23 protein-coding genes are annotated in these 25033 nt (G+C 60.9%); 11 read left to right on the top strand and 12 right to left on the bottom strand.

Translation table 11 applies throughout. The annotated features are described in order from the left end of the window. Positions 1-285: 285 nt before the first annotated feature. Complete coding sequence (gene mtnA, locus NDJ82_RS10125) at positions 286-1356, bottom strand: S-methyl-5-thioribose-1-phosphate isomerase (protein WP_250925387.1); 1071 nt, start codon at positions 1354-1356, stop codon at positions 286-288. A 109-nt stretch (positions 1357-1465) separates the two neighbouring features. Between mtnA and NDJ82_RS10120 the strand changes: the two genes are divergently transcribed. The 4 genes from NDJ82_RS10120 to NDJ82_RS10105 all read left to right on the top strand — a co-directional run bounded on the left by NDJ82_RS10120 (position 1466) and on the right by NDJ82_RS10105 (position 5156). Then, entirely contained in the window at positions 1466-2797 is a 1332-nt protein-coding gene (locus NDJ82_RS10120; protein ID WP_250925386.1) for a TRZ/ATZ family hydrolase, read from the top strand. A gap of 64 nt (positions 2798-2861) precedes the next feature. Next, complete coding sequence (ubiG, locus tag NDJ82_RS10115; RefSeq protein ID WP_099587341.1) at positions 2862-3560, top strand: bifunctional 2-polyprenyl-6-hydroxyphenol methylase/3-demethylubiquinol 3-O-methyltransferase UbiG; 699 nt, start codon at positions 2862-2864, stop codon at positions 3558-3560. Positions 3561-3564: 4 nt separating this feature from the next. Continuing rightward, a complete protein-coding gene (gene mupP, locus NDJ82_RS10110; protein WP_250925385.1) occupies positions 3565-4236 on the top strand; it encodes an N-acetylmuramic acid 6-phosphate phosphatase MupP in 672 nt (223 codons plus the stop codon). Positions 4237-4415: 179 nt separating this feature from the next. Continuing rightward, positions 4416-5156 (top strand): YciK family oxidoreductase, encoded by a 741-nt coding sequence (locus NDJ82_RS10105; protein ID WP_150674640.1) that lies wholly within the window; start codon positions 4416-4418, stop codon positions 5154-5156. Between the two features lie 77 nt (positions 5157-5233). On the opposite strand, the gene NDJ82_RS10100 is transcribed toward NDJ82_RS10105, so the two are convergent. Genes NDJ82_RS10100 through NDJ82_RS10075 form a run of 6 tightly spaced genes read right to left on the bottom strand, consistent with a single transcriptional unit; the run spans position 5234 to position 11397 of the window. Next, complete coding sequence (locus NDJ82_RS10100) at positions 5234-6748, bottom strand: ABC transporter substrate-binding protein (protein WP_250925384.1); 1515 nt, start codon at positions 6746-6748, stop codon at positions 5234-5236. Positions 6749-6783: 35 nt separating this feature from the next. Then, positions 6784-7755 (bottom strand): ABC transporter ATP-binding protein, encoded by a 972-nt coding sequence (locus NDJ82_RS10095; protein ID WP_112194138.1) that lies wholly within the window; start codon positions 7753-7755, stop codon positions 6784-6786. Next, complete coding sequence (locus NDJ82_RS10090; RefSeq protein WP_250925383.1) at positions 7752-8708, bottom strand: ABC transporter ATP-binding protein; 957 nt, start codon at positions 8706-8708, stop codon at positions 7752-7754. Before NDJ82_RS10090 ends, NDJ82_RS10095 begins: the two co-directional genes overlap by 4 nt. Further along, positions 8705-9562: an ABC transporter permease gene (locus NDJ82_RS10085; RefSeq protein WP_250925382.1), complete on the bottom strand. Its 858-nt coding sequence runs from the start codon at positions 9560-9562 to the stop codon at positions 8705-8707. Before NDJ82_RS10085 ends, NDJ82_RS10090 begins: the two co-directional genes overlap by 4 nt. Then, a complete protein-coding gene (locus NDJ82_RS10080) occupies positions 9559-10506 on the bottom strand; it encodes an ABC transporter permease (protein ID WP_250925381.1) in 948 nt (315 codons plus the stop codon). Before NDJ82_RS10080 ends, NDJ82_RS10085 begins: the two co-directional genes overlap by 4 nt. Positions 10507-10509: 3 nt before the next feature. After that, positions 10510-11397 (bottom strand): proline iminopeptidase-family hydrolase, encoded by an 888-nt coding sequence (locus tag NDJ82_RS10075; RefSeq protein WP_099587349.1) that lies wholly within the window; start codon positions 11395-11397, stop codon positions 10510-10512. Between the two features lie 183 nt (positions 11398-11580). Here NDJ82_RS10075 and NDJ82_RS10070 point away from each other — a divergent pair, with 183 nt between their 5' ends. Both NDJ82_RS10070 and NDJ82_RS10065 read left to right on the top strand, forming a co-directional pair. After that, a complete protein-coding gene (locus tag NDJ82_RS10070) occupies positions 11581-12345 on the top strand; it encodes a LuxR family transcriptional regulator (RefSeq protein ID WP_099587350.1) in 765 nt (254 codons plus the stop codon). Between the two features lie 93 nt (positions 12346-12438). After that, positions 12439-13365, top strand: a complete 927-nt coding sequence (locus NDJ82_RS10065; protein WP_099587351.1) for a proline iminopeptidase-family hydrolase — start codon at positions 12439-12441, stop codon at positions 13363-13365. 128 nt (positions 13366-13493) lie between these two features. On the opposite strand, the gene NDJ82_RS10060 is transcribed toward NDJ82_RS10065, so the two are convergent. Then, positions 13494-14996 carry a nucleobase:cation symporter-2 family protein gene (locus tag NDJ82_RS10060; RefSeq protein WP_112194130.1) on the bottom strand — a complete coding sequence of 501 codons (1503 nt, stop codon included), beginning with the start codon at positions 14994-14996 and terminating at the stop codon, positions 13494-13496. Positions 14997-15153: 157 nt separating this feature from the next. Between NDJ82_RS10060 and NDJ82_RS10055 the strand changes: the two genes are divergently transcribed. Further along, entirely contained in the window at positions 15154-15987 is an 834-nt protein-coding gene (locus NDJ82_RS10055) for a nucleoside-binding protein (protein WP_250925380.1), read from the top strand. Here NDJ82_RS10055 and punC read toward each other — a convergent pair. Continuing rightward, entirely contained in the window at positions 15984-17162 is a 1179-nt protein-coding gene (punC, locus tag NDJ82_RS10050; RefSeq protein WP_158877056.1) for a purine nucleoside transporter PunC, read from the bottom strand. The two genes, NDJ82_RS10055 and punC, sit on opposite strands and share 4 nt — an antisense overlap. A gap of 122 nt (positions 17163-17284) precedes the next feature. On the opposite strand from punC, the gene punR reads away from it, so the two are divergent. Beyond that, complete coding sequence (gene punR / locus NDJ82_RS10045; protein ID WP_112194124.1) at positions 17285-18208, top strand: DNA-binding transcriptional activator PunR; 924 nt, start codon at positions 17285-17287, stop codon at positions 18206-18208. Here punR and NDJ82_RS10040 read toward each other — a convergent pair. After that, positions 18180-19358 (bottom strand): acetylornithine transaminase, encoded by a 1179-nt coding sequence (locus NDJ82_RS10040; protein ID WP_250925379.1) that lies wholly within the window; start codon positions 19356-19358, stop codon positions 18180-18182. The genes punR and NDJ82_RS10040 overlap by 29 nt on opposite strands. Before the next feature lie 96 nt (positions 19359-19454). Here NDJ82_RS10040 and NDJ82_RS10035 point away from each other — a divergent pair, with 96 nt between their 5' ends. Then, the gene (locus NDJ82_RS10035; RefSeq protein ID WP_158877061.1) at positions 19455-20360 is read left to right on the top strand and encodes a LysR family transcriptional regulator; all 906 of its coding nucleotides are present in this window, start codon (positions 19455-19457) and stop codon (positions 20358-20360) included. Here the strand turns inward: NDJ82_RS10035 and NDJ82_RS10030 are convergent. After that, positions 20357-20980 carry an HAD family hydrolase gene (locus NDJ82_RS10030; protein WP_158877063.1) on the bottom strand — a complete coding sequence of 208 codons (624 nt, stop codon included), beginning with the start codon at positions 20978-20980 and terminating at the stop codon, positions 20357-20359. The two genes, NDJ82_RS10035 and NDJ82_RS10030, sit on opposite strands and share 4 nt — an antisense overlap. 155 nt (positions 20981-21135) lie before the next feature. Then, positions 21136-22332, bottom strand: a complete 1197-nt coding sequence (gene fabV / locus NDJ82_RS10025; RefSeq protein WP_250925378.1) for an enoyl-ACP reductase FabV — start codon at positions 22330-22332, stop codon at positions 21136-21138. Between the two features lie 310 nt (positions 22333-22642). On the opposite strand from fabV, the gene NDJ82_RS10020 reads away from it, so the two are divergent. Both NDJ82_RS10020 and ppnN read left to right on the top strand, forming a co-directional pair. Further along, positions 22643-23467 carry an aspartyl/asparaginyl beta-hydroxylase domain-containing protein gene (locus NDJ82_RS10020; protein WP_250925377.1) on the top strand — a complete coding sequence of 275 codons (825 nt, stop codon included), beginning with the start codon at positions 22643-22645 and terminating at the stop codon, positions 23465-23467. A 148-nt stretch (positions 23468-23615) separates the two neighbouring features. Then, positions 23616-24989, top strand: a complete 1374-nt coding sequence (gene ppnN / locus NDJ82_RS10015; RefSeq protein WP_099587360.1) for a nucleotide 5'-monophosphate nucleosidase PpnN — start codon at positions 23616-23618, stop codon at positions 24987-24989. The last annotated feature ends 44 nt before the right edge of the window (positions 24990-25033 follow it).

Raw genomic sequence — 25033 nt, 5'->3', positions numbered from 1 at the left:
ACCCCTCGGGGCGGCCCTGGAAACCGCCGGATGTTATCACAATCGCCGCCACGCACCTATCCCCCTCATGCGCATGGAGACTAGTAATTTGACGGATGACAGGCGTGAGGGAGACGAGAGGGGCTCAGAGGCGCGGTGGTGCCATTTTTTGAGATCGGATCCGAGGGTTTTGTTGACTTTATAGACCCATCGGGGGCAAGCCCCCTCCCACATTTTGACTGTGCTCACAATCCAAGTGTGGGAGGGGGCTTGCCCCCGATAGCATTTTCACAGACGCCAAGGCCCTCAATGCAACCGCTTACGGCACATCAACTTGGCCAGTTTGGCTGTATCCGGCCGCTCGACAACCCCCTTCTCGGTCACGATCACATCAATAAGATCAGCCGGGGTCACATCAAATACCGGATTAAAAGCAGCCACTTCCAGGCGCTGACCCTTCACGTCCAGCAACTCGCCGGGATCACGTTCTTCCAACGCAACATCATCGCCAGTGGCCATCATCAGATCCAGAGTCGAACTCGGCGCCACCACCATAAAGCGCACGCCGTGATGCATGGCGCACACCGCCAACTGGTACGTGCCGATCTGGCCGATCACATCGCCATTGGCCGCAATGCAGTCAGCCCCGACGATTACCCAGGTCACGCCTTTGGTCTTGAGGATATGTGCGCCCGCAGAATCAGCATTCACCGAAACCGGGATGCCCTCGCCCGCCAACTCCCAGGCCGTCAGCCGCGAACCTTGCAGCCAGGGCCGGGTTTCATTGGCATAGACGTGCTCGACCAACCCCTCAAGAAAGGCGGCACGCACCACCCCGAGGGCCGTGCCGACACCCCCCGTCGCCAATGCGCCGGCGTTGCCATGGGTCAGGATCGCCTGGGCGTTGCCTTGGTGCTTGCGAATCCGCTCGACGCCCAGTTGGGCCATCACCAGATTGGCTTCGCGATCACTTTCATGGATTGCAATGGCCTCTGCTTCCAGGACAGCCAGCGGGTCAGCGTGTGCCTTGACGCGATCCAGACGGTCACGCATGCGTTTGAGGGCCCAGAACAGGTTAGCCGCAGTGGGACGCGTATCGGCCAACAGCGCGTAGTCTTCCTCCCACGCGGCCTGCCAGTCACCGCCCTCGGCAACGCGATCACGGGCGGCCAGTACCAGGCCATAGGCCGCACTGATACCGATGGCCGGCGCACCGCGCACGACCATGGCGCGAATGGCGGCAGCGACGTCATCGACGGTGGAGCAGGCCACCCAGGTTTCCTGGGAGGGCAAGGCACGTTGATCGAGCAGGTACAGCGCGCCATCACGCCAATCGATGGCCTTCACTTTCTCCGCTGCCAACAGTCGATCGCGCATCCCTTACTCCGCACTCATGAACAAAAGCCGCCGATTATAGCGATCCGCCAGCCAGGACGCTCGGGTATACTTCGCGCTTCTTTTATAGCTGCCCGGGAAGAAGCCTGCGATGACCTCCACTGCCGCCCCGCTCGACTTACTGCTACTGCCAACCTGGCTGGTACCTGTCGAACCTGCTGGCGTGGTGCTCAAGGAACATGGCGTGGGCATCCGCGATGGGCGCATTGCCTTTATCGGGCCACGGGCCGCGGCGTTGAAGCTGGCGGCCAGCGAAGTGCGCGAACTGCCGGGCATGCTGCTCAGCCCCGGCCTGATCAACGCCCACGGCCACGCGGCGATGAGCCTGTTTCGCGGCCTCGCCGATGACCTGCCCCTGATGACCTGGCTGGAAAAACACATCTGGCCCGCCGAGGCCAAGTGGGTCGATGAAGCCTTCGTTCGTGATGGCACCGACCTGGCCATCGCCGAACAGCTCAAGGGCGGCATCACCTGCTTCTCTGACATGTACTTCTACCCCAAAGTCGCCAGCGATTGCGTGCACAACAGCGGCATACGTGCACAGATCGCAATTCCGATCCTCGACTTCCCGATTCCCGGCGCCAGCAGCGCCGATGAGGCGATTCGCCAGGGCATCGAGCTGTTCGGCGACCTCAAGCACCACCCGCGCATCAAGATCACGTTCGGCCCCCACGCGCCCTATACCGTGTGCGATGCCAACCTTGAAAAGGTCCGGGTAATTGCCGAAGAGCTGGACGCCGCAATCCATATGCATGTGCACGAGACCGCCTTCGAGGTGCAGCAAGCCGTCGAACAGACCGGCGAACGCCCGCTGGCACGCCTGGGCCGCCTCGGGCTGCTCGGTCCGCGCTTCCAGGCCGTTCATATGACCCAAATCAGCGAGGACGACCTGGCTTTACTGGTAGAAAGCAACACCAGCGTCATCCATTGCCCGGAATCCAACCTGAAACTGGCCAGCGGCTTTTGCCCGGTGGAGCGTCTGTGGCAGGCTGGGGTCAATGTGGCCATCGGCACCGATGGCGCCGCCAGCAATAATGACCTGGATTTGTTGGGTGAAACCCGCACCGCTGCGATGCTGGCCAAGGCGGTCGCCGGCTCGGCGACTGCCCTGGACGCGCACCGTGCACTGCGCATGGCTACGCTCAACGGTGCGCGAGCCATAGGCCTGGAAAGCGAGATTGGCTCACTGGAAGTGGGCAAGGCAGCGGATATCGTCGCGTTCGACCTGTCAGGACTGGCGCAACAACCGATCTACGATCCGGTCTCACAGCTTATATATGCCACCGGACGCGATTGCGTGAAACACGTTTGGGTCGCCGGCAAGCAGTTGCTCGACGACCGGCAATTGACCCGCATGGATGAACACCAGTTGACCGCCACGGCCATTGCCTGGGGCAAACGCATCAGCGGGCACACCGAATAACGCCGGCCCTGGACCCGCGTGTCCAGGACCGACAAACCGATTTATCAGATTTAGAGGATGCACCATGAGCAACGTCGACCACGCCGAAATCGCCAAGTTTGAAGCCCTGGCCCACCGCTGGTGGGACCGCGAAAGCGAGTTCAAGCCCCTGCACGACATCAACCCGCTACGGGTCAACTGGATTGACGAACGCGTCAACCTGGCCGGCAAAAAGGTGCTGGACGTCGGCTGCGGCGGCGGCATTCTCAGCGAAGCCATGGCCCAGCGCGGCGCCACCGTAATGGGCATCGACATGGGTGAAGCGCCGCTGGCCGTGGCCCAGTTGCACCAGTTGGAGTCCGGCGTGAGCGTGGAATACCGCCAGATCACCGCCGAAGACCTGGCTGAAGAGATGCCCGAGCAGTTCGACGTGGTCACCTGCCTTGAGATGCTTGAGCACGTGCCGGACCCGTCCTCGGTGATCCGCGCCTGTTTCCGCATGGTCAAGCCCGGCGGCCAGGTGTTCTTCTCCACCATCAACCGCAACCCCAAGGCTTACCTGTTCGCGATCATCGGCGCCGAATACATCATGAAGCTGCTGCCGCGCGGCACCCATGACTTCAAGAAATTCATCCGCCCGTCCGAGCTGGGCGCGTGGAGCCGCCAGGCCGGCCTGACCGTCAAGGACATCATCGGCCTGACCTACAACCCGCTGACCAAGCACTACAAGCTGGCCAACGACGTTGACGTCAACTACATGATCCAGACCCTGCGCGAGGAGTAAGCCTGTGAAGTTGCGAGCGGTTCTCTTCGACATGGACGGTACCCTGCTGGACACCGCGCCGGACTTTATCGCCATCTGCCAGGCCATGCGCGCCGACCGTGGCCTGCCACCGGTCAACCCGCAGCACATCCGCGATGAAATCTCCGGCGGTGCGCGGGCGATGGTCGCCGTGACCTTCTCGATGGACCCGGAGTCGCCGGGTTTTGAGGAACTGCGCCAGGAATTCCTGGAGCGCTACCTGAAGGACTGCGCGGTGCACAGCAAGCTGTTCGACGGCATGGCCGAGCTGCTGGAAGACATCGAGAAGGCCAAGCTGGTCTGGGGCGTAGTCACCAACAAGCCACTGCGCTTCGCCGAACCGATCATGCAGCAGTTGGGCCTGGCCGAGCGCTCGGCCTTGCTGATCTGTCCGGACCACGTGACAAACAGCAAGCCGGACCCGGAGCCGATGATCCTGGCGTGCAAGATGCTCGGCCTGGACCCGGCCAGCGTGTTGTTCGTGGGCGATGACCTGCGTGACATCGAGTCCGGCCGCGATGCCGGCACACGCACGGCGGCGGTGACCTATGGCTACATCCACCCGGACGACAACCCGCGCCATTGGGGAGCGGATGTGGTGGTGGATCACCCGCTGGAACTGCGCAAGGTGCTGGATAACGCGCTGTGCAGTTGCTGACTATTCAACGCCCCCTATGAAGATGCAATGTGGGAGGGGGCTTGCCCCCGATAGCGGTGTGCCAGCCCGCACCTCTATTACTGACAGGCCCTCATCGGGGGCAAGCCCCCTCCCACAGGGGATCTTCAGTGTTTTCAGATTTGGGGTTCATAAGCTGCTGAATTCTGTCGAGGCTATTTATGTTTGATTACTCCGCACGTCCAGAACTGCTCAAAGGCCGGGTCATCCTGGTGACCGGTGCCGGTCGCGGGATTGGCGCTGCGGCGGCCAAGACGTATGCCGCCCATGGTGCCACCGTCTTGCTGCTGGGCAAGACCGAAGCCAACCTGGCCCAGGTGTACGACGAGATCGAAGCCGCCGGCCAGCCGCAGCCAGTGGTGATTCCATTCAACCTGGAGACCGCCCTGCCCCATCAGTACGATGAGCTGGCAGCGATGATCGAAAAGGAGTTCGGCCACCTCGACGGCCTGTTGCACAACGCCTCGATCATTGGCCCACGCACGCCCATCGAGCAGTTGTCCGGTGAGAACTTCATGCGGGTGATGCACATCAACGTCAACGCGATGTTCATGCTCACCAGCACCTTGTTGCCGCTGCTCAAGCTGTCCCAGGATGCATCGGTGGTGTTCACCTCCAGCAGCGTCGGGCGCAAGGGTCGGGCGTACTGGGGCGCTTACGGGGTGTCGAAGTTTGCCACTGAAGGCTTGATGCAGACCTTGGCGGATGAGCTTGAAGATGTGGCGGCGGTGCGGGCCAACAGCATCAACCCCGGCGGCACACGTACCAGCATGCGGGCCCAGGCGTATCCAGGGGAAAACCCGATGGAAAGGCCGGCGCCGGAAGAAATCATGCCGGTGTACCTGTACCTGATGGGGCCGGACAGTACCGGCATCAACGGGCAGGCGTTTGACGCGCAGTAACATCTGACACGCCCTGGATTTGAATGTGGGAGGGGGCAAGCCCCCTCCCACATTGGTATTGCAGTGCTCTCTAGAACTTAGTTCTTCACCACTTCTTCAAGCGTGAAACGCCCCAGCGGGTTCTGCAGGAAGTTGCTCACGTTCTTGCGAGAGATGTTGATGTAGGGGCTGTAGTACAAGTCGATCCAGTTCACATCCTGTTTCGCCAGTTTCTGCAGTTCGACATACATCTGCTCACGCTTGGCCGGGTCGGCCTCGATGCGCGCTGCGGCCACGAGGTCCTTGACCGTGTCGTTCTTGTAGCGGGTCATGTAGTTCTGGTTGGTGTCGTGGCCCAGCACGAAGGTGGTTTTCTGGTCCGGGTCGAGAATGTCGTTGGTCCAGTACATCACCGAAATATCGTACTCACCGTCCACCAGCATCTGCCAGCTTTGGGTCGGGTCGACCTTCTGCAGGTTGGCCGTCACACCCACCTTGGCCAGTTGGTCCTTGATGATCACCGCAATCTGCTCGTCAGCCTCATTGCCGGCGTTGACCACGTAGTTCAGCTTCAAATCCTTGGCACCGGCAGCGGCCAGCAGTTTCTTGGCTTCGGTCGGGTCGTACGGGCGTTGCAGATTGTTGGCGTAGTGGTACAGCGAGCCTTTTGGAATGTAGGAATAAGCCACGGTGCCCTGACCGTAGGTGGCGGTCTTGACCAGCGATTGTTTGTCGATGGCCATGTCCAGCGCCTGACGCACTTCGGGCTTGGCCAGCAGGCCGTGGGCGTGGTTGATCAACAAGTGATCTTCACGGGTGGACGGGTCGGCGTGGATCACCACGTTCTGGTCTTTCTTGAGCTCTTCCACACGGGAGAACGGCACGAAGATCGCTGTGTCCAGTTCGTTGTTCTGCACCATGCGCATGCGCGTGTTGTCGTCGGTCACCGAGACCCATTCCACACCATCCAGGCTGACGTTCCTGGCCTGCCAGAAGTTCGGGTTCTTCTTCAGAATCACCCGATCACCCTTGCGCCACTCTTCCACAGTAAACGCGCCGGACGTCACCGGGTTTTCCGAGTAGGCGTCTTCGCCCATTTTGGTCATGGCTTTTTCCGACAGGATCGAGACCGTCGGCGAAGCCAGTTGCGAGAGGAAAGCCACGGCCGGCGTCTTCAGGGTGACGACCAGGGTTTTCGCGTCGGCGGCCTTGGCCGTGTTGATCAGGTTGAACGGATCGGCCCACAACGAGGCTTTGTTATCGCGGATGCGCAACAGGCTGAACGCCGCGTCTTCAGCGGTGATCGCCGAGCCATCGGAGAATTTCGCATCGCGCAGTTTGAAGGTGTAAGTCAGGCCATCCTTGGAGATGTCCCAGCTTTCGGCGAGGCCCGGTTCCATTTTGGTGCCCAGGTTATCCACGCGCACCAGGGTGTCGTAGACGTTGGCGAACACCCAGGTGTCGCGGTTTTGGGCACTTTTGATCGGGTCGAAGGTGGTGCTGTCTTCACGGCAGCCGATGGTGAGCACGCCAGCGGCCTGAGCCAAACCAGCGGTCAGGGACCAAGCCGTAAGCGTAGCGGCGGCGAGCAACTTCAAGTGACGGGATTGCATGTCATAACTCCTTGTTCATGAATGGCAGGGAAAGGTCAAAGCAAAGGTGCTTCAAGCACGCAACTGTATCGATGCTCGTGCAGGAAATGAGTAGGCGGCAACACCACGGAACACATCGCGCGGGCATACCGGCAACGTGGGTGAAAGGCACAGCCGGTGGGTAAACTCAGTGGGCTCGGCGGCTCACCGGGCAAAGGTTCTGCAGGCAACGGCCGATGGGGATCGATCTCCGGGATCGCCTGGATCAACGCCGCTGTGTACGGATGGCGCGGTGCGCTGAACACAGCCTCCACCGGCCCTTCCTCGACGATCTTGCCCAGGTACATCACCGCCACGCGGTCGCACAGGCGCCGCACGATGGCCAGGTCATGGGCGATAAACAGGATGGCCAGGTTCATGCGCTGTTGCAGTTCCAGCAGCAGGTTGATGATCTGCCCCTGGATCGACACATCCAGCGCCGCCACACACTCATCGGCGATGATCAACCGCGGCTCTACCGCCAGGGCGCGAGCAATGCCCACGCGCTGGCATTGGCCGCCACTGAGGGAGCCGGGCTTGCGATTGGCCAGTTCGGGGCGCAAGCCGACCAGATCGAGCAGTTCGTTGACACGCGCCGGGATGCGCTCGGCCGGAACCTTGCGCTGTACCCGCAGCACTTCAGCGATGGTTTCGCCGATGGTGTGGCGCGGGTTCAACGCCGCATAGGGGTCCTGGAAGATCATCGCCGTTTCATGGCGCAGGCGGGCAATGTCGATGGCACTGCCATGGGCCATGTCGACGCCATCGAACAATACCTGCCCGGCGCTGATCGGGTTGAGGTGCAGGATCGCCCGGCCGAGGGTGCTTTTACCGCTGCCGGACTCGCCCACCAACCCCAGGGTTTCGCCCGCCGCCAGGTTCAGCGACACACCGTTCACCGCCCTCACCCACTGCTTGTTCAGGCCAAACAAACCGCTGCCGGACGCCGCGAAGCGCACCTCCAGATCCTTGATCTGCAACAGGCTCATGGACGCTCTCCCAGCGGATAGTGACAGGCGACGCGCGCGCCTTCGGGCAGTAACTCGGTACATAAGGCGCCGACCTGCGGACAGCGCGGGTTGAACCGGCAGCCATCGGGCAACGCATCCAGCAACGGCGGCTGGCCGGGGATGGTGCGCAACAAGGCGTGGCCGCTGCTGTGGGCCGGCTGGCAGTCGATCAGGCCAGCGGTGTAGGGATGTTGCGGATGGGCCAGCAGGTCGTACTTGCTGCCGTGCTCGCACAGGCGCCCGGCGTACATCACCGCGATGGAATCACAGGTTTGCGCCACCACGCCCAGGTCGTGGGTGATCATGATGATCGACAGGCCACGCTGGTCGCGCAGGTCCAGCAGCAGGCGCAGGATTTGCGCCTGCACGGTCACATCCAGGGCGGTGGTCGGCTCGTCGGCGATCAGCACCTTGGGGTTGCAGCCCAAGGCCACGGCGATCATGGCGCGCTGACGCATGCCGCCGGAAAACTCGTGCGGATAATTGTCGACCCGCGCCAGGGGATCGGGAATGCCCACTTGGCGCAGCACGCCGATGGCCAGTCGCCGGGCGTCTTTTTTCGACGCGCCCTGATGCAGGCGAATACCCTCGGCGATCTGCTCGCCGATGCGCATCAACGGGTCGAGGTGGCTGCTGGGGTTCTGGAAAATCATGCCCAGTTGCCCGCCGCGTATCGCACGCATGCCCGCGTCATCCAGTTGCAACAGATCCTGGCCGGCAAGGCGCACCGCACCGCCCTGCACCCGCAGGCTGGGCGACGGCAGCAAGCGCATCAGGCCGCGACAGGCCATGGTTTTGCCCGAGCCGCTTTCGCCCACCAGACCCAGGATTTCGCCTTCGGCGAGGTCGAAAGACACACGATCGACCAGCGTCACATCATGCCCGGCATTGTTGGCGATAACACTGAGGTCGCGCACTTGCAGCAGGCTCATGCGCGATCCCCCAGCACTTGGGCAACGCCATCGGCCAGCAGGCTGAAGCCCATGGCCAGGGTCACGATGGCCAACCCAGGAAAAGTGCAGATCCACCAGGCCGTGGTGATAAAGGCCTGGCCCTCGGCGACCATCGTGCCCCACTCCGCCGTCGGCGGCTGCACGCCCAAGCCCAGGTAGCTCACGGCGGCGCCGTTAAGCAGCACCAGCACCGCATCGGACATGGAAAACACAATCGAGCCAAACATCGCGTTGGGCAGCAAATGCCGGAACAGGATGCGCCCGTGACCAAAGCCCAGGCTCTTGGCCGCCAGGGCGAAGTCGCTTTCCTTGAGTACCAGGATCTGCGAACGGATCAGCCGCGCATACGAAACCCACCCCACCAGCGCCATGGCGATATAAAAGCTCTTCAAGCCAGGGCCGAGGATGGCCATGATCGCCAGCATCAGCACCAGGAAGGGGAACGCGAGGATCACATCAATCACTCGCATGCAAAAACTGTCGAAACGCCCGCCGATATAACCCGAGACTGCGCCCACAAAGGTGCCAATCATGAACGGGAAAATCACCCCGATGATCGCCAGTTGCAGGTCGATGCGTGCGCCCCAAATCACCCTCGAAAGAATGTCACGACCGTAGTTATCAGTGCCAAATGGATGGGCCAGGCTGGGACCGATCAAGCTGATATCGGTGTTCTGCGCAATCGGATCAAACGGCGCGATCCACGGCGCAAACAGCGCCAGGGCCAACCATATCAACAGGATCAACAGCCCCCACGCGGCCGTCAGCCGGCCATTGCGAAAACCAAAACGCAGGCGCAAGCGCCATGGGGCGATCATCGGGCGGCTGCTCATTGCATCTTCACCCGTGGGTCGAGGGCCACTGTCGCCACATCCGCGATGAAGTTGACCACCACCGTGGCGCAGGCCAACACCATGGCCACGCCCTGCACCACCATGTAATCGCGGGTAAAGATGCCGCGCACCAACAACTGGCCGATACCGGGAATGGCGAACAGGCTTTCGATCACCACCGTGCCGCTGATCAGCCAGCCGATGTTCACCGCCAGCAGATTGACCGCCGGCACCAGGGAGTTGGGCAGCACATGGCGGCGAAACACCGCGGCTTCCGACAGCCCGCGCGCACGGGCGGCGGTGACGTGGTCCGCCTGCAGCTCCATCAACATGCTCGCCCGCAGGTTGCGCACCAGCACCGCCGCCAGCGCCAGCGCGATGGTCAGGCACGGCAGGACCATATGGTGCGCCTTGTCCAGCCAGGTGCGACCGTAGCCGGACACGGGGAACAGGCCCCATTTCACACTCAGCAGCAGGATCAGCATCAAGCCCAGCCAAAACGCCGGCATGCCCAGGCCCACCGTGGTGAACACGCGAATCAGGTTATCCGCCCAACCGCCTTTATTGCGCGCCGCCCAGGTCGCCAGCGGCACCGCGATCAGCAGCGCCAGCACCACGCTGCCGAATACCAGCACCAAGGTCGGCTCGATACGGGTGACGATCAGCTTCAGCGCGTCGACTTTGTACAGCAGCGATTGCCCGAGGTCGCCCTTGAGCAGGTTCTTGAGAAAGTAGAAATATTGCAGCCACAACGGCTGATCAAGGCCGTACTGGGCGCGGATCTTCAGCAACGCGTCCGGTGTGCTGCGCGAGCCGAGCAAGGCTCGCGCGGGGTCGCCGGGAATGGAGCGCACCAGCACAAAGGTAATCAGGCTGATGCCAAACAGCACCGGCAGCAATTGCAGCGGCCGGGACAGCACAAAACGGTAGCGCGCCAGGTTCATCCGTCAGCCTCGGTGGCGAGCGAGAAAGTCCAGCAGCACCGGGAAATATGCCTGGGGTTCTTCGTAGAACGGCATATGGCTGCTGTTGGGGAATACGTGCAGTTCGGCGTGCTTGGCCGCCATCTTCATGCGCATGGCGCAGGCCGGGGTGAGTTCATCGTGCTGGCCGGTGGTGATCAGGATCGGCATCGTGAAGTCGGCCATCTCGGGGATGCGGTTCCAGTCTTTGAGGTTGCCGACGTAGAGGAATTCGTTGGGGCCTTGCATGGTTTCGTAGGGGCCCATGTTCCAGTCGCCGAGGGAACGTTTGACCGGCTCCGGCCATTCGTCCAGGCGGCACACATGGCGATAGTTGAGCAACGTGATCGCGGCCTGGTACTGCGGGTGGTCGAGGGTGCCCATGGCTTCATGGCGTTGCATCATGGCCACGGTTTCGCTGCCAAGGGCACCGCGCAGGCGCTCCAGTTCCTGGGACAGGTGCGGAATGTCGCCGACAGTGTTTTCCAGGATCAGGCTTTTCAGCGCGTCGGGGTAATGGATGGCGTATTCAATGCCCAGCCAGCCGCCCCAGGAATGCCCGAGCAAATGCACGCGGCCCAGGCCCAGTGCCTGGCGCACGGTTTCGACTTCTTCGACATAACGGCGGATTTCCCACAGCCCAACATCGGTCGGTCTGGCTGATGCGCCCGTACCAAGCTGGTCGAATGCAACCACTCGCAGGTTATGCGCCTTGAGCCAGCCATGGGCGTCGCGCAAGTAGTCACACGGCAGGCCCGGCCCGCCGTTGAGGCACAACAGCACCTCATCGCCTTCGCCAAAGCTGTAGACCACGAGGTTATAGCCGTCGACTTGCACGTTGTACTGCTGGTCGGGGGCAATTTCACGCCACATGCATACATTCCTTGTGTTGTATCGGCCTGGCGGGTAGCGGCCGTTTGCCAGGCCAACACTACCGAGGATGCCGCGCGTCCATAACCTAGTAGTTCTTATAGGTTTGGCCTGGCAGTCCTTCGCCGGGGCGTGGCATTCTACTTGCAGCAAGTCGAGATTCAAATGAATTCAGGAGCAGAACGGATGCTGGCCAAGCTGACTGCCTTCAACAAACGTCTGATGCCGGGCAGGAGCCTGGACGAGCAGATGGACAACGCCTTTATCCTCGCTCAACAGCTGGGTTTCGATGCGCTGGTCTACGACTACTCGCCCGTGCCGATCGACCAGGAAGGCGCCTTGATCACCCCATCGGTGCTGGAACTGCGCAATACCCCGCCCGACTGGCACGCGTTATGGTGCAGCAAAGGGTTTTACCAGATCGATCCGGTGCAACATCTGGCCCTGAGCACGGTGTCGCCGTTCGTGTGGTCCTACGAAGCCAAGACCGATACCCCGCTGCAAAAAATCATCGATCCGTGCCACGCCCCGGTTTCATCCTACCTGCATGACCAGCAACTGACCTGCGGCGTCAGCGTACCGATCCACCTGCCCCGTGGCGGTTTTGCTTCGCTGACCGGCCTGCGCATCGGTAGCGCCGGCACAGTACTGCAGGAGGCACAGCAGACCCTGTCGGACTTCAGTGTGATTTCCCATGCATTGCAGGAAGCGGCCTACCCGCTGTTCAGCAAGGAACTGCGCACCTACCCCCATATCCACCTGACCAAACGCGAGCGCGAGTGCCTGAAATGGGCCGCCGACGGCCTGACGGCGGCCGAGATCGCCACTCAGTTGAGCCGCTCGCTGGCGGTGGTCACCCTGCATCTGGCCTCGGCAATGCATAAGCTGGGGGCAAAGAACCGCGTCCAGGCGGTGGTTCGTGCCACCCATTACCGCCTGCTGGAAGATTGATCCATCGGCAAAACCTAGCTGTTTTGCTAGTTACCTAAATTTCACGTGCAGACTATCGTGTCCCTGATCCTTTTTTTCAGAGCAGGGTACGAAATGGAATTCATCGAACAAATCCGCGAAGGGTATGCCGCGTTTGGCGACTACCAGACCTGGTACCGCGTAACGGGCGACCTGGCCAGTGGCCGTACACCGCTGGTCGTCATCCACGGCGGCCCCGGCTGCACCCATGATTATGTTGACGCCTTCAAGGACGTCGCGGCCAGCGGCCACGCCGTCATCCACTACGACCAACTGGGCAACGGCCGCTCCACGCATTTGCCTGAAAAAGACCCGTCCTTCTGGACTGTCGATCTGTTCCTCAAAGAACTGGATAACCTGCTGGACCACCTGCAGATCAGCGACAACTACGCGATCCTCGGCCAATCCTGGGGCGGCATGCTCGGCAGTGAACATGCGATCCTGCAACCCAAGGGCCTGCGCGCGTTTATCCCGGCCAACTCACCGACCTGCATGCGCACCTGGGTCAGCGAAGCCAATCGCCTGCGCCAATTGCTGCCGCAAGGCGTGCACGAAACCCTGCTCAAGCACGAAGCCGCCGGCACCTACCAGGATCCGGAATACCTCGCCGCGTCGCGGGTGTTCTATGACCAGCACGTGTGCCGCGTGAACCCTTGGCCGGAAGAAGTGGCGCGCACCTTCGCCCAGGTCGACTCAGACCCCACGGTGTATCACGCCATGAGCGGCCCGACCGAGTTCCATGTGATCGGCAGTTTGAAGGACTGGAAATCCATTGGCCGCCTGTCCGCGATCAACGTGCCGACCCTGGTAATCTCCGGCCGACATGACGAGGCGACGCCACTGGTGGTCAAGCCGTTTCTGGATGAGATCGCGGATGTGCGCTGGGCGCTGTTCGAAGACTCCAGCCACATGCCCCATGTGGAAGAACGCCAGGCGTGCATGGGGACGGTGGTGAAGTTTCTGGATGAGGCGTGTTCGAATAAAGTGCTTAAAATTGCGTAGCTACCGTCTTGATGCTCACCGGGCAAGCGCCCGTTTCGCCCGGTAGCAGCTGTCGAGCGCAAGCGAGGCTGCGTTGGCGCCCCGCAGATCGCACGCAGCCTCGCCTAGGCTCGACAGCAGCTACCGGGTCAGGCCTGGCTGACCTCAGTTTTTACCGCTTTCTTCGGCACCTGCGCCACTAATGGAATCTCCTTGCCCTCGGCATCAAACAACTTGCCGCCCCTGAAGTAATCCCCGTCCCGCAGGCCTGCAACGTCGTGGAAACACAAACTGCGCTCAGTCCCTGCCACGAACACCGACTGCTGGTCCGAGTTACCCGCCGTGAAGTGGTTGAACGCCAGATTCAGCAGGATCGCCATGATCGCCGACGAGCTGATGCCCGAGTGAAATATAGTCGCGAACCAGCTGGGGAATTGATCGTAGAAACTCGGCGCCGCGATGGGGATCATGCCAAAACCGATGGAGGTGGCGACGATGATCAGGTTCATGTTGTTGCGGTAATCCACCTTCGACAACGTGCGAATACCACTGGCCGCCACCGTGCCGAACAGCACAATCCCGGCACCGCCGAGCACCGAGGTCGGCACCGCCGCGATGACCCGGCCCATAAACGGCAGCAGGCCGAGGATCACCAGGAACAGGCCACCGGTGGCCACCACGAAGCGACTCTTCACCCCGGTCACCGCCACCAGGCCGACGTTCTGGGCGAATGCACTCTGAGTGAATGAACCGAAGATCGGCGCGAACATGCTCGACAGCATGTCGGCGCGCAGGCCGTTACCCAGGCGTTTGGAGTCAACTTTGGTGTCGATGATTTCGCCCACGGCCAGGATGTCCGCCGAGGTTTCCACCAGGGTCACCATCACCACGATGCACATGGAAATGATCGCCGCGATGTGGAAGGTTGGCATGCCGAAATGGAACGGCGTCGGGAAACCAAACATCGGGCCCTGGGTTACGCCGGAAAAGTCCGCCATGCCAAGGAACACCGCGATCACCGTGCCGATCACCATCGCTAGCAGGATCGACAGGCGCGAGATGGTCGCGCTGCCAATCTTGCTCAATAGCAGCACCAGCACCAGGGTCAACGCCGCTAGGCCGATATTGGACATGCTGCCGAAATCCGCCGCACGGCTGTTACCGCCCATGGCCCAGCGCGCTGCCACGGGCATCAAGGTCAGGCCGATGGTGGTGATCACAATGCCGGTCACCAAGGGTGGGAAGAACTTGGTGATCCGCGAGAACACCGGCGTGATCAGCAACCCGATAAACGACGCGGCCATCACCGCCCCAAGAATCGCCGGCACCCCGCCAGCACCGTCGCTGCCGACAATCGCCACCATGGTGGCCACACCGGCAAACGACACGCCTTGCACCAGCGGCAACTGACAACCAAAAAACGGCAGGCCAAGGGTTTGCAACAGGGTCGCCAGGCCTCCGGCAAACAGCGAGGCGGCGATCAACAAACCAATATCGGCAGGTGACAACCCGGCCGCCTGGCCGACGATCAAGGGTACTGCGACGATACCGCCGTACATGGTGAGCACATGCTGCAGGCCGTAAGCCATGTTGGCGGCGACGCCGAGATTCTCATCTTCTGGCCGCTGCGGTGACGCCTTCGGGATAGTCATGGTGAGGGGTTCTCTGTTTTTGTTGTGCGGCCACTGTATGCAATGTTAGGACTAGATGTCCATAGAGTTGTATACAATCAATCGAACAAGATACCCTCCGTCGGCGTTACAAAAACAATCCGGCCGTGATGAGCCAGAACGCCAAAGGACCACAACCATGAAAAAGGTATTACAAGGCGCCACCGTTGCACTCACCCTCCTCGGCGGCGGGGAGGCTGTCGCGGTGGAATGGATGAACAACAGCCTGGGCTTTCGCTATGGCCAGCAGTTCACCAACCCGAACAATCCCGACGACTTCAGCAAACGCATCTACAGCTTCACCCACGCCAGCGGCTACCAATACGGCAGCAATTTCCTGAATCTGGATGTGTTTCTGTCCGACAGCAGCGACCCACGCAAGGGCACCGATCACGGTGGCAGCGAGGTGTATGCCGTATACCGGCATCAGTTGTACGCCTCACGTGTATTGGATGTGCCGCTGGGCACCGGGCTGATCAAGGATTACGCGCTGACCCTGGGCTTTGATGCCAACCGCAACAACAACTTTGCCTCGGCGAAAAAACGCGCGCTGGTGATTGGCCCGACCTTGAAGTTCAACACCGTGGGCGTGCTGGACCTGAGCCTGATGTACTACAAGGAAAAGAACCACACCGGCATCACCGGCGCGCAGGAATCGAACCACACCTTCGACGACACCTACCTGCTTAACCTGACCTGGATGCGTCCATTCGAGATCGCCAGCCACGCGGCGAAATTCCAGGGGTTTATCAATTACGTCGGGGAAAAAGGTGAGGACTACCATGGCCGCGACACGGCGCCGGAGGCCTTGATGCGCACAGCGTTGATGGTGGCGGTACGGCCGGGTAAAAGCGTGAAGCCGAACCTGTACCTCGGGGTGGGTTACGAGTACTGGCATAACAAGTTCGGTGTAGACGGCGGCCGGGGCAGCCGCACGTCGACGCCGACGGTGAATATGGAAATAACGTTCTAGGCAGCGGCCAACTCGGAGTCGTCCGCCTTCGGCCGCGCCAGCCAGTAGCCCAACACCGCCAGTGGCGCGGTCGCCAGCATCACGATCACGGTAATCAGCAGCGGTTGCTCGATCATCGACGACACCAGCAGGCTGCTGAGGAAACACAGGCCCAGTTGCAAGGTGTTTTGCAGCGCCGCCGCCTTGCCGGAGTTTTCCGCAAACGGCATCAGCGCATTCGCTACCACAATCGGATAACTCGCACCGTTGACCAACGCCATCAGGCAAAACGGAATCAGCAACGTGGTGAGGGTCGGCACGGTCAAGGTCGCAACCAGGTACAGCGCCAGCATGCTGATGCAATAGGCCACCAACAACCAGGGCAGCAGCGTCTTGCCCTGGAAACGCTGCAGGGCACTGCGGCAACTGTAGCCACCTACCAGAAACGCCAGTGTCGGCAGTACGTAGCTCAGGCCGATGTCATTCGGGCTGTAGCCCATGTCGCCAAGGATGAAGGGCGAAGCGGTCAGCCAGGCAAAGAAACTCGCGGAGCAGGCAGCGAAGATCATTACGTTGCCGGTGAACACCCGAGACGTCAGCAACTGCGTATAACCCAGGCGCGATGGTGCTTCAGTCTGCAGCTTCGGCACGCTGCGCAGGAACAACGTCGGCAGCAGCAACAGCAGCGAAACGCCCAGCAGCACCCCGAAGATCGCCTGCCAACCGAAGTGATTCAGCACCATCGCGCCCAGCAGCGGCGCCAGGGCCGGCGACAGCGACATCAACGGCATGATGCTGGCGAACACCCGGTGAGCCTTGTCGGCCGGATAGCGATCAATCACCAGCGCCTGCCAGCTCACGGCAGCAGAGCACACGCCAATCGCCTGCATAAAACGCAAGGCCAGCAGTTGCGGTGCTGTCTCGACCCAGAACATCCCGGCGCAGCCCAGCACAAACAGGCTCAAGCCTGCGAGCAGGATGGGCTTGCGGCCCAGGCGGTCGGACAACGGCCCCCACAACAACTGTCCCAGGGCAAAGCCGGCGAGGAAAATGCTCAAGCTGGCACCCACCGCGCCCGCGCCAATCTGCAACTGTTCGCCCATGGCGCCGAACGCCGGCAAGTACATGTCCATGGCCAGATAACCGAGCATGCTCAGCCCCGCCAGATACCAAGTGAAACCAAAAGAATTTTTCATTGAAGCCTTGTCGATCCTGCCATCAAACTATTTGCTGACTGGCGCCCATTATGAAGCTGACAGATTGCGTGTGAAGCGATAATAATTGGACACTCCTATCAATAATTTTGAAGACAAGCATTATGTGGTCTGAATACTCTCTGGATGTCGTCGATGCAGTGGCACGCCACGGCAGCTTCAGCGCCGCCGCTCAAGAGTTGCACCGCGTCCCATCGGCTATCAGCTACACGGTGCGCCAGCTTGAAGAATGGCTGGCGGTGCCGCTGTTTGTGCGGCGCCATCGCGACGTCGAGCTGACCCCCGCAGGCCGTCTGTTTATAGACGAAGCCCGAGGCGTGATGAAAAAAATGCTCGGCACGCGGCGATTGTGCCAGCAGGTGGCGAACGGTTGGAGCGGCCAGTTAAAGGTAGCCGTGGACTCCATCGTCAAACCTCAGCGCTGCCGGCAATTGGTGCTGGATTTCTATCGACAGTTTCCCGAGGTGGAATTGTTGCTGGAGTACGAGGTGTACAACGGCGTGTGGGATGCCCTGGCCGATGAGCGCACCGACATAGTGATCGGCGCCACCAGTGCGGTGCCGGTGGCCAGTCACTTCACTTTTCGCGACATGGGCTTGTTGAACTGGCTGTGTGTGGTCAGCGCCAGGCATCCATTGGCGGCCGTGCAAGGCCTGCTCAGTGATGACCAACTGCGCCCGTTCGCCTCGCTGTGCATGACCGACACCTCACGTAACCTGCCCAAGCGTGATACCTGGACGCTGGATAACCAACGGCGGCTGGTGGTGCCGAACTGGGCATCCGCCATCGATTGCCTGCGCGATGGCCTGTGCGTCGGCATGGCGCCGGCGCATCAGGTGTTGCCATGGATCGAACGCGGTGAACTGGTAGCGCTGCAATTGACCCGGCCCTTCCCTGCCAGCCCGTCGTGCGTGGCCTGGGCACAGAACAAACTGTCCCCGGCCATGGCGTGGTTGCTCGAATACCTGGGCGATAAAGAAACCATGAACCAGGAATGGCTCAATGGGCCTGATCCAATAACCGGGTGATGGCCCGCACGATCATCTCGACCTCTTTGGCATCCAGGGTCAGCGGCGGCAACAGGCGAATGACCTTGCCCCGCGTCACGTTGATCAATAGCCCATGTTCCTGGGCGGCGCGCTGGGCAAGGTCGCGGCAGGGGCTGGCCAATTCGATACCGATCATCAAGCCCTGCCCGCGAATCGCCAGCACCTGCGGGTGCTCGTCCAATTCCATGCGTAACCGCGCCAGCAAGCGTTCGCCTTGTTGCGCAGCGTTCTGCAACAGGCCCTGCTCGTCGATGATGTCCAGCACGGTGCAGCCCACCCGACACGCCAGCGGGTTGCCGCCGAAGGTGCTGCCATGGCTGCCCGGCGTGAACAACTGAGCGACCGCCGACCGGGCCAGGCAGGCGCCAATGGGCACGCCGTTGCCGAGGCCTTTGGCCAGGGTGATCACGTCCGGCACGATGCCTTCGTGCTGGAACGCAAACCACGCGCCGGTACGGCCGATGCCCGTCTGAATTTCATCGAGCATCATCAACCAGCCATGGCGCGTGCAGTGGTCGCGCAAGGCTTGCAGGTAACCCGGTGGGGCTGGCAACACGCCACTTTCGCCCTGGATCGGCTCCAGCAAGACCGCCGCGATCCGCGTACCAAGGGTTTTGGTGAGCGCTTCGATGGCCGCCAGATCACCAAACCGGACTTTGAGAAAATCCCCAGGCAAGCGCTGAAAACCAAGACGCACCGATGGCCCATCACTCGCGGCCATGGTACCGAGCGTGCGGCCGTGGAAGGCGTTTTCCATCACCACCACCAACGGTTCTTCGATGCCTTTTTTCCAGCCGTGCAATCGCGCCAGTTTCAGTGCGGTCTCGTTGGCTTCGGCGCCGGAGTTGTTGAAGAAGGCACGGTCCAGGCCGGACAGTTGTGTCAGGCGCTGAGCCAGCCGCTGCTGCCAGTCGATGCTGTAGAGGTTGGAGGTGTGCAGCAACAGGCCGGCTTGCTCGCTGATGGCTGTCACCAGTTTCGGGTGGGAGTGACCGACGTTGGTTACTGCCACGCCCGCTACCGCGTCCAGGTACTCTCGGCCCTGCTGGTCCCATAGGCGTGTGCCCAGGCCACGGGTAAAACTCAAGGCCAAAGGTTGGTAGGTGGTCATCAGGCAGGCGGCAGTCATGGTGGCAGGCTCCGGTTGGGGTGGTTGAAGTATCGTTAGCCACCTCAGCTGGATAAACTGCACTTTCCTGCAATGACTTTAAATCAGGGATTGATAATGGATCTGTTCCAAGCGATGTCGGTTTACGTGAAAGTGGTGGAGACCGGCAGCATGACCGCCGCCGCCCACGCGTGCGGGATGTCGACCACCATGGTCGGCAACCACCTGCGCGCCTTGGAGCAACGCCTGGGCGTCAGCCTGCTCAAGCGCACCACACGCAAACAGAGCCTGACGGAGTTCGGTGGCCAGTATTACCAGCGTTGTCTGGAAGTGCTGGGGCTGGTGGCCGATTCCGAGCAATGGGCTGAACAAGCCCACAGTGAAGTTCCCAAAGGCACCCTGCGCATCACCGCCCCACCTGCCTTCGGCACCGAACGCCTGGCGCCCGCCTTGAGCGAATTCTCCCTACGCTACCCCTTGATCAAACTGTACGTGGTGCTCAGCAATCAGCGCATGGACATGGTCGACAGCGGCTTTGACGTCGCGATCCGCCTGGGGGAACTGGAGGCGTCGAGCCTGATCGCGCGGCCGATGCAGGACTACACCATCACCCTCTGCGCCTCACCGCACTACCTGGCACGGCGCGGCACGCCACAGACGCCCGAGGACCTGCAACATCACGACTGCCTGGCCTTCGCCTACCCGTCCACCGACGACTGGCGCAATGCAGACAAGCTCTGGCGCATGACCGGCGCAGAGGGCGAAGTGGAAATCCCGGTGTCCGGCTCGCTGACCATCAACAGCTCCCAGGCCCTGCGCCAGGCGGCGGTGCAAGGCATGGGCATCGTCATGCTGCCCGACGCCCTGGTACAACCCGACCTGCAGACCGGCAAGCTGGTGGCTTTGCTGACCACCTACCAACTGCCCAGCCGCCCCATGCACTTGTTGTACGGCCAGGACCGTTATCGCCTGCCAAAGCTGCGCGCCTTTGTCGATTTCGCCCTGGAGAAGTGGGCGCGCTAGAACCCCACGCCCAACTCACGCAGCCGAGCCGCCGTGTGTTCAGCCGACACATGGTGAATGCCTCGCCAGCCGAGCGCGACGGCAGCGTCGACATTGTCGGCAACATCGTCGATAAACACGACTTCCCCTGGCTGGATATCGGGCAAATAGGCACGAACCTGACTGAGGCTGGCGTCGTAGATCGCCGGATTGGGCTTGATCAGCTTCAATTCGCCAGACACCACTATGTCGCGAAAACACTTCAGGAATGGGTAGTTGGCCCGGGCATAGGGAAAGGTTTCGGCAGACCAGTTGGTGAGCCCGAATAACGGCATGTTGGCCGTATGCAGCGCCTTGAGAATCGCCACACCGTCAGGCAACGGACCACGCAGCATCTCGTGCCAACGGTCGTAGTACGCAGTGATCAAGGCTTTATGGTGCGGGAATTGATCGACCAGCACTTGCGTGGCTTCGGCCAACGGCCGGCCAGCGTCCTGCTCGGTGTTCCAGGCCTGGGTGCAGATGGTATCGAGGAACCATTGCCGCTCGTGTTCGTCGGCAATCAGCTTGCGGTACAGGTGTTGCGGGTTCCAATCGAACAAAACACCGCCGAAATCAAAAACTACTGCACGAATCGTCATCAGATCCTCCGTTAGCGTGGCTTGATAGCGGGGGAAGTCTGGCAGATTGAGGCGGGAATGGGAGCGCAACGGCGTGTAGGAATGTTCCCATAAGGAAGCATCTACACCAATCAAATGTGGGAGAGGATTGCTCCCTCCCACAGTTTCAACCGCGTTTAGGCCTGGACCAGACCGTTGATCTTGACGGTCGGGTTCACATCAGCCTCGTAATCCACGCCATCGACTTCAAAGCCGAACAAGCGCAGGAACTCTGCCTTGTAGCCGGCAAAATCGCTGATCTCGTTGACGTTTTCGTCGGTAACCTGATCCCACAGTGCCGCGACGGCGTCCTGGACCTTTGGCTCCAACTCAGCCAGGTCGGCACGCAAACGACCGTCGGCGTCGAGTTTCGGCTCGCTGCCGTACAGGCTGTCTTTGAACAGGCCGTAGACTTGCTCGATGCAGCCTTCGTGAGTGCCCTGCTCTTTCATTACGCGGAACAGCAACGACAGGTACAACGGCATGATCGGGATCGCCGAGCTTGCCTGGGTAACCACCGCCTTGAGTACCGACACACGGGCGTCGCCTTTCAGTGCGGCCAGGTTGTCGCGCAGGGTCAGGACTTTCTTGTCGAGGTCTTTCTTGGCTTCGCCGATGGAGCCGTTCCAGTAGATGTCCTGGGTCAGCTTCTCGCCGAGGTAGGTGAACGCAGTGGTCTTGGCGCCTTCGGCCAGGACGTCGGCGTCACGCAGGGCGTCGATCCACAATTGCCAGTCAGCGCCACCCATGACATTCACGGTGCCGTCGATTTCTTCCTGGGTCGCAGGCTCAAGGGTGGTGTCGACCACAACGCCTTTGTCGGTATTGATACCGCGCAGGGTCACGGCTTTGCCGATCGGCTTGAGGGTGGAGTTATAGACTTCACCGGTTTTAGGATCGGTACGGCGTGGCGCGGCCAGGCTGTAGACCACCAGGTCGATCTTGCCCAGGTCTTTCTTGATGGTTTCGATGGTCAGGCGCTTGATGTCGTCGGAAAACGCGTCGCCGTTGATGCTCTTGGCGTACAGGCCTTTTTCGACGGCAAACTTCTCGAACGCAGCACTGTTGTACCAGCCCGCAGAGCTGAGCTTGCCTTCTTCGCCTTCTTTCTCAAAAAACACGCCCAGGGTATCGGCGCCGCAGCCAAACGCAGCACTGATGCGCGCGGCCAGGCCGTAGCCGGTGGAAGCGCCGAGGACCAGCACCTTCTTGGGGCCGCCTTCGATGACGCCGTTTTCAGTTACGTAGTTGATCTGCTCTTTGACGTTCGCTTCACAGCCAACAGGGTGAGCGGTCACACAGATAAAGCCACGAACCCGCGGTTTGATGATCATAAAAATTTCTGCCTCTTCCAAGGTGCCGAAGGCCAATGGTGGCCATTCAACTTCAATCGTACCGGTCTATGACGCCCGAAAAACCGAAGCGTCACGATAGACGTAAATCTTCCGTTTACAAAATCCAATCCACACAGGGCTGGCAAGGCTTGAAAACGGTGCAAAGCCTTCACAATTTCGCACTATTTAATACGCCCTTGCGTCGCAGAACGTCTTATCATGACGCAGTTGTTTCAATATGTTTCAAAAACCCCACCACTCGCGGCCACGGATCCGACTGTCGAATGGCGTCCTCCTGGAGCTGAGTTGCATGAACAAGCCTGCTTTGCGTAAAAAAGCGGTATCGGTCGCCTGGGTACTCGGCGTGCTGCTGATTATCGATGTATTCCCCGAAACCACACTGGTGTTCCTCTGCCTGGTACTGGTGTGCGGTATTTACGACTTCCTGCGTAACGGCCTGTATGACAAGAGCACCATCAAGAAATACTTTATTGGCAGTGGCCGCAACACCTGGCTGTTGGCGCCGTTCAACACGCTGTTCGACCTGCTGAGTTCGCGTAACCGCCACGTTTACACGATGCATGACCTGCCACTCGCCTGGCGACAGGACCTGCAACAGGTGATCGACGACGCCATGGCGCACAAGGACGAAATCATCGGTTACCTGGACGAACGCATGGCCGAGAAGAAGCGCGGCATGTTGTTTTTCCAATGGTACGGCCGGCCGATCGAGACCACCCTGGACATCCCGAAACTGCGGGAGAAACTGCCGTTCGTGAAGACCATCGCTGTGTCCGTCTTCAACGAAAACCGCTCGACCTCCTTTCACTTCGGCCCGCTGCGCATGATGTTTCGCGTGCTCTACAACATGGCGCCGGCGCCCCACCACGAGGGCGTCTACATCCAGGTGGGCAAGCACAAGCATTACTGGCATGACGACCCGCTGTTTATCTTCGATGACACGCTGATGCACGCGTCCTTCAACAAAAATGACGCCAAACGTTACTGTCTGTTTATCGATATCGTACGACCGACGCCGCTGCCGTCCGTGCTCAACGCCGTGATCGCTGGGTTTTCGGGGATGGTCTTTACCCTGCGTCGGGTTTTCTACAAAAACTGGAAGCTGATTCAGTAAGTTCTGCGGCATGATGGGGGTGGACGGTATTTGCGCTGGGCCCTGCGCCTGAGGTAAATATCCGGCTCGTGCGACCGTTTACGGCGCCCACCATTCTCAAGCCATCGCGCCTCCACGGCTGCGGTGGCTGTGCTTTCAAGGAATCAGAATGCTCCAACGCCAAGTCATCAATGCCTCCGTCAGCCCCAAGGGCAGCCTCGAAACCCTGTCCCAACGTGAAGTCCAGCAACTGAGCGAAGCCGGTACCGGCAGCATCTATACCCTGTTCCGCCAGTGCGCCCTGGCGATCCTCAACACCGGCGCGCACATCGACAACGCCAAGACCATCCTTGACGCCTACAAAGACTTTGAAGTGCGCATCCATCAGCAGGATCGTGGCGTGCGCCTGGAACTGCTGAACGCCCCAGCCGACGCGTTTGTCGATGGTGAAATGATCGCCAGTACCCGTGAGATGTTGTTCAGCGCCCTGCGCGACATCGTCTACACCGAGAACGAACTCGACAGCCAGCGCATCGACCTGAGCAACTCCCAGGGCATCACCGACTACGTGTTCCACCTGCTGCGCAACGCCCGCACGCTGCGTCCGGGCGTGGAGCCGAAGATCGTGGTGTGCTGGGGCGGGCACTCGATCAATACCGAAGAATACAAATACACCAAGAAAGTCGGCCACGAACTGGGGCTGCGCAGCCTCGACGTGTGCACCGGTTGCGGCCCCGGCGTGATGAAAGGTCCGATGAAGGGCGCGACCATTTCCCATGCCAAGCAACGCATCACCGGCGGGCGCTACCTGGGCCTGACCGAGCCGGGCATCATCGCCGCCGAAGCGCCGAACCCGATCGTCAACGAACTGGTGATTCTGCCGGACATCGAAAAACGCCTGGAAGCCTTTGTGCGTGTAGGTCACGGCATCATCATCTTCCCGGGCGGTGCCGGCACGGCTGAAGAGTTCCTGTACCTGCTCGGCATCCTGATGCACCCGGACAACCGCGACGTGCCCTTTCCGGTCATTCTCACCGGGCCGAAACAGGCCGCGCCGTACCTGCAACAGCTGCACGCCTTCGTCGGCGCCACCCTCGGCGAAGCGGCGCAGGCGCACTACCAGATCATCATCGACGACCCGGCCGAAGTGGCCCGCCAGATGACCGCCGGCCTCAAGGCGGTGAAACAGTTCCGCCGCGAGCGCAACGATGCGTTCCATTTCAACTGGCTGCTGAAAATCGACGAAGGCTTCCAGCGCCCCTTCGACCCGACGCACGAGAACATGGCCAGCCTGCAACTGAGCCACACGCTGCCGCCCCACGAACTGGCGGCCAACCTGCGCCGGGCCTTCTCGGGGATCGTGGCCGGCAACGTGAAGGACAAGGGCATCCGCCTGATCGAAGAGCATGGCCCGTACGAGATCCATGGCGACCCGGCCATCATGAAGCCGCTGGATGAGCTGCTGCAGGCGTTTGTTGCCCAGCACCGCATGAAGTTACCGGGCGGCGCGGCGTATGTGCCTTGTTATCGCGTGGTGCAATAAGGCAACAGGGCTGGCGGTAGGTCATAGTTTGTATCGCTTTGGCC

The organism is Pseudomonas sp. SR18, from assembly GCF_023701505.1.
GTDB lineage: Bacteria > Pseudomonadota > Gammaproteobacteria > Pseudomonadales > Pseudomonadaceae > Aquipseudomonas > Aquipseudomonas cyclaminis.
Note: the sequence above shows the minus strand (reverse complement) of the source record. Positions and strands in the feature narration are given on the sequence as shown.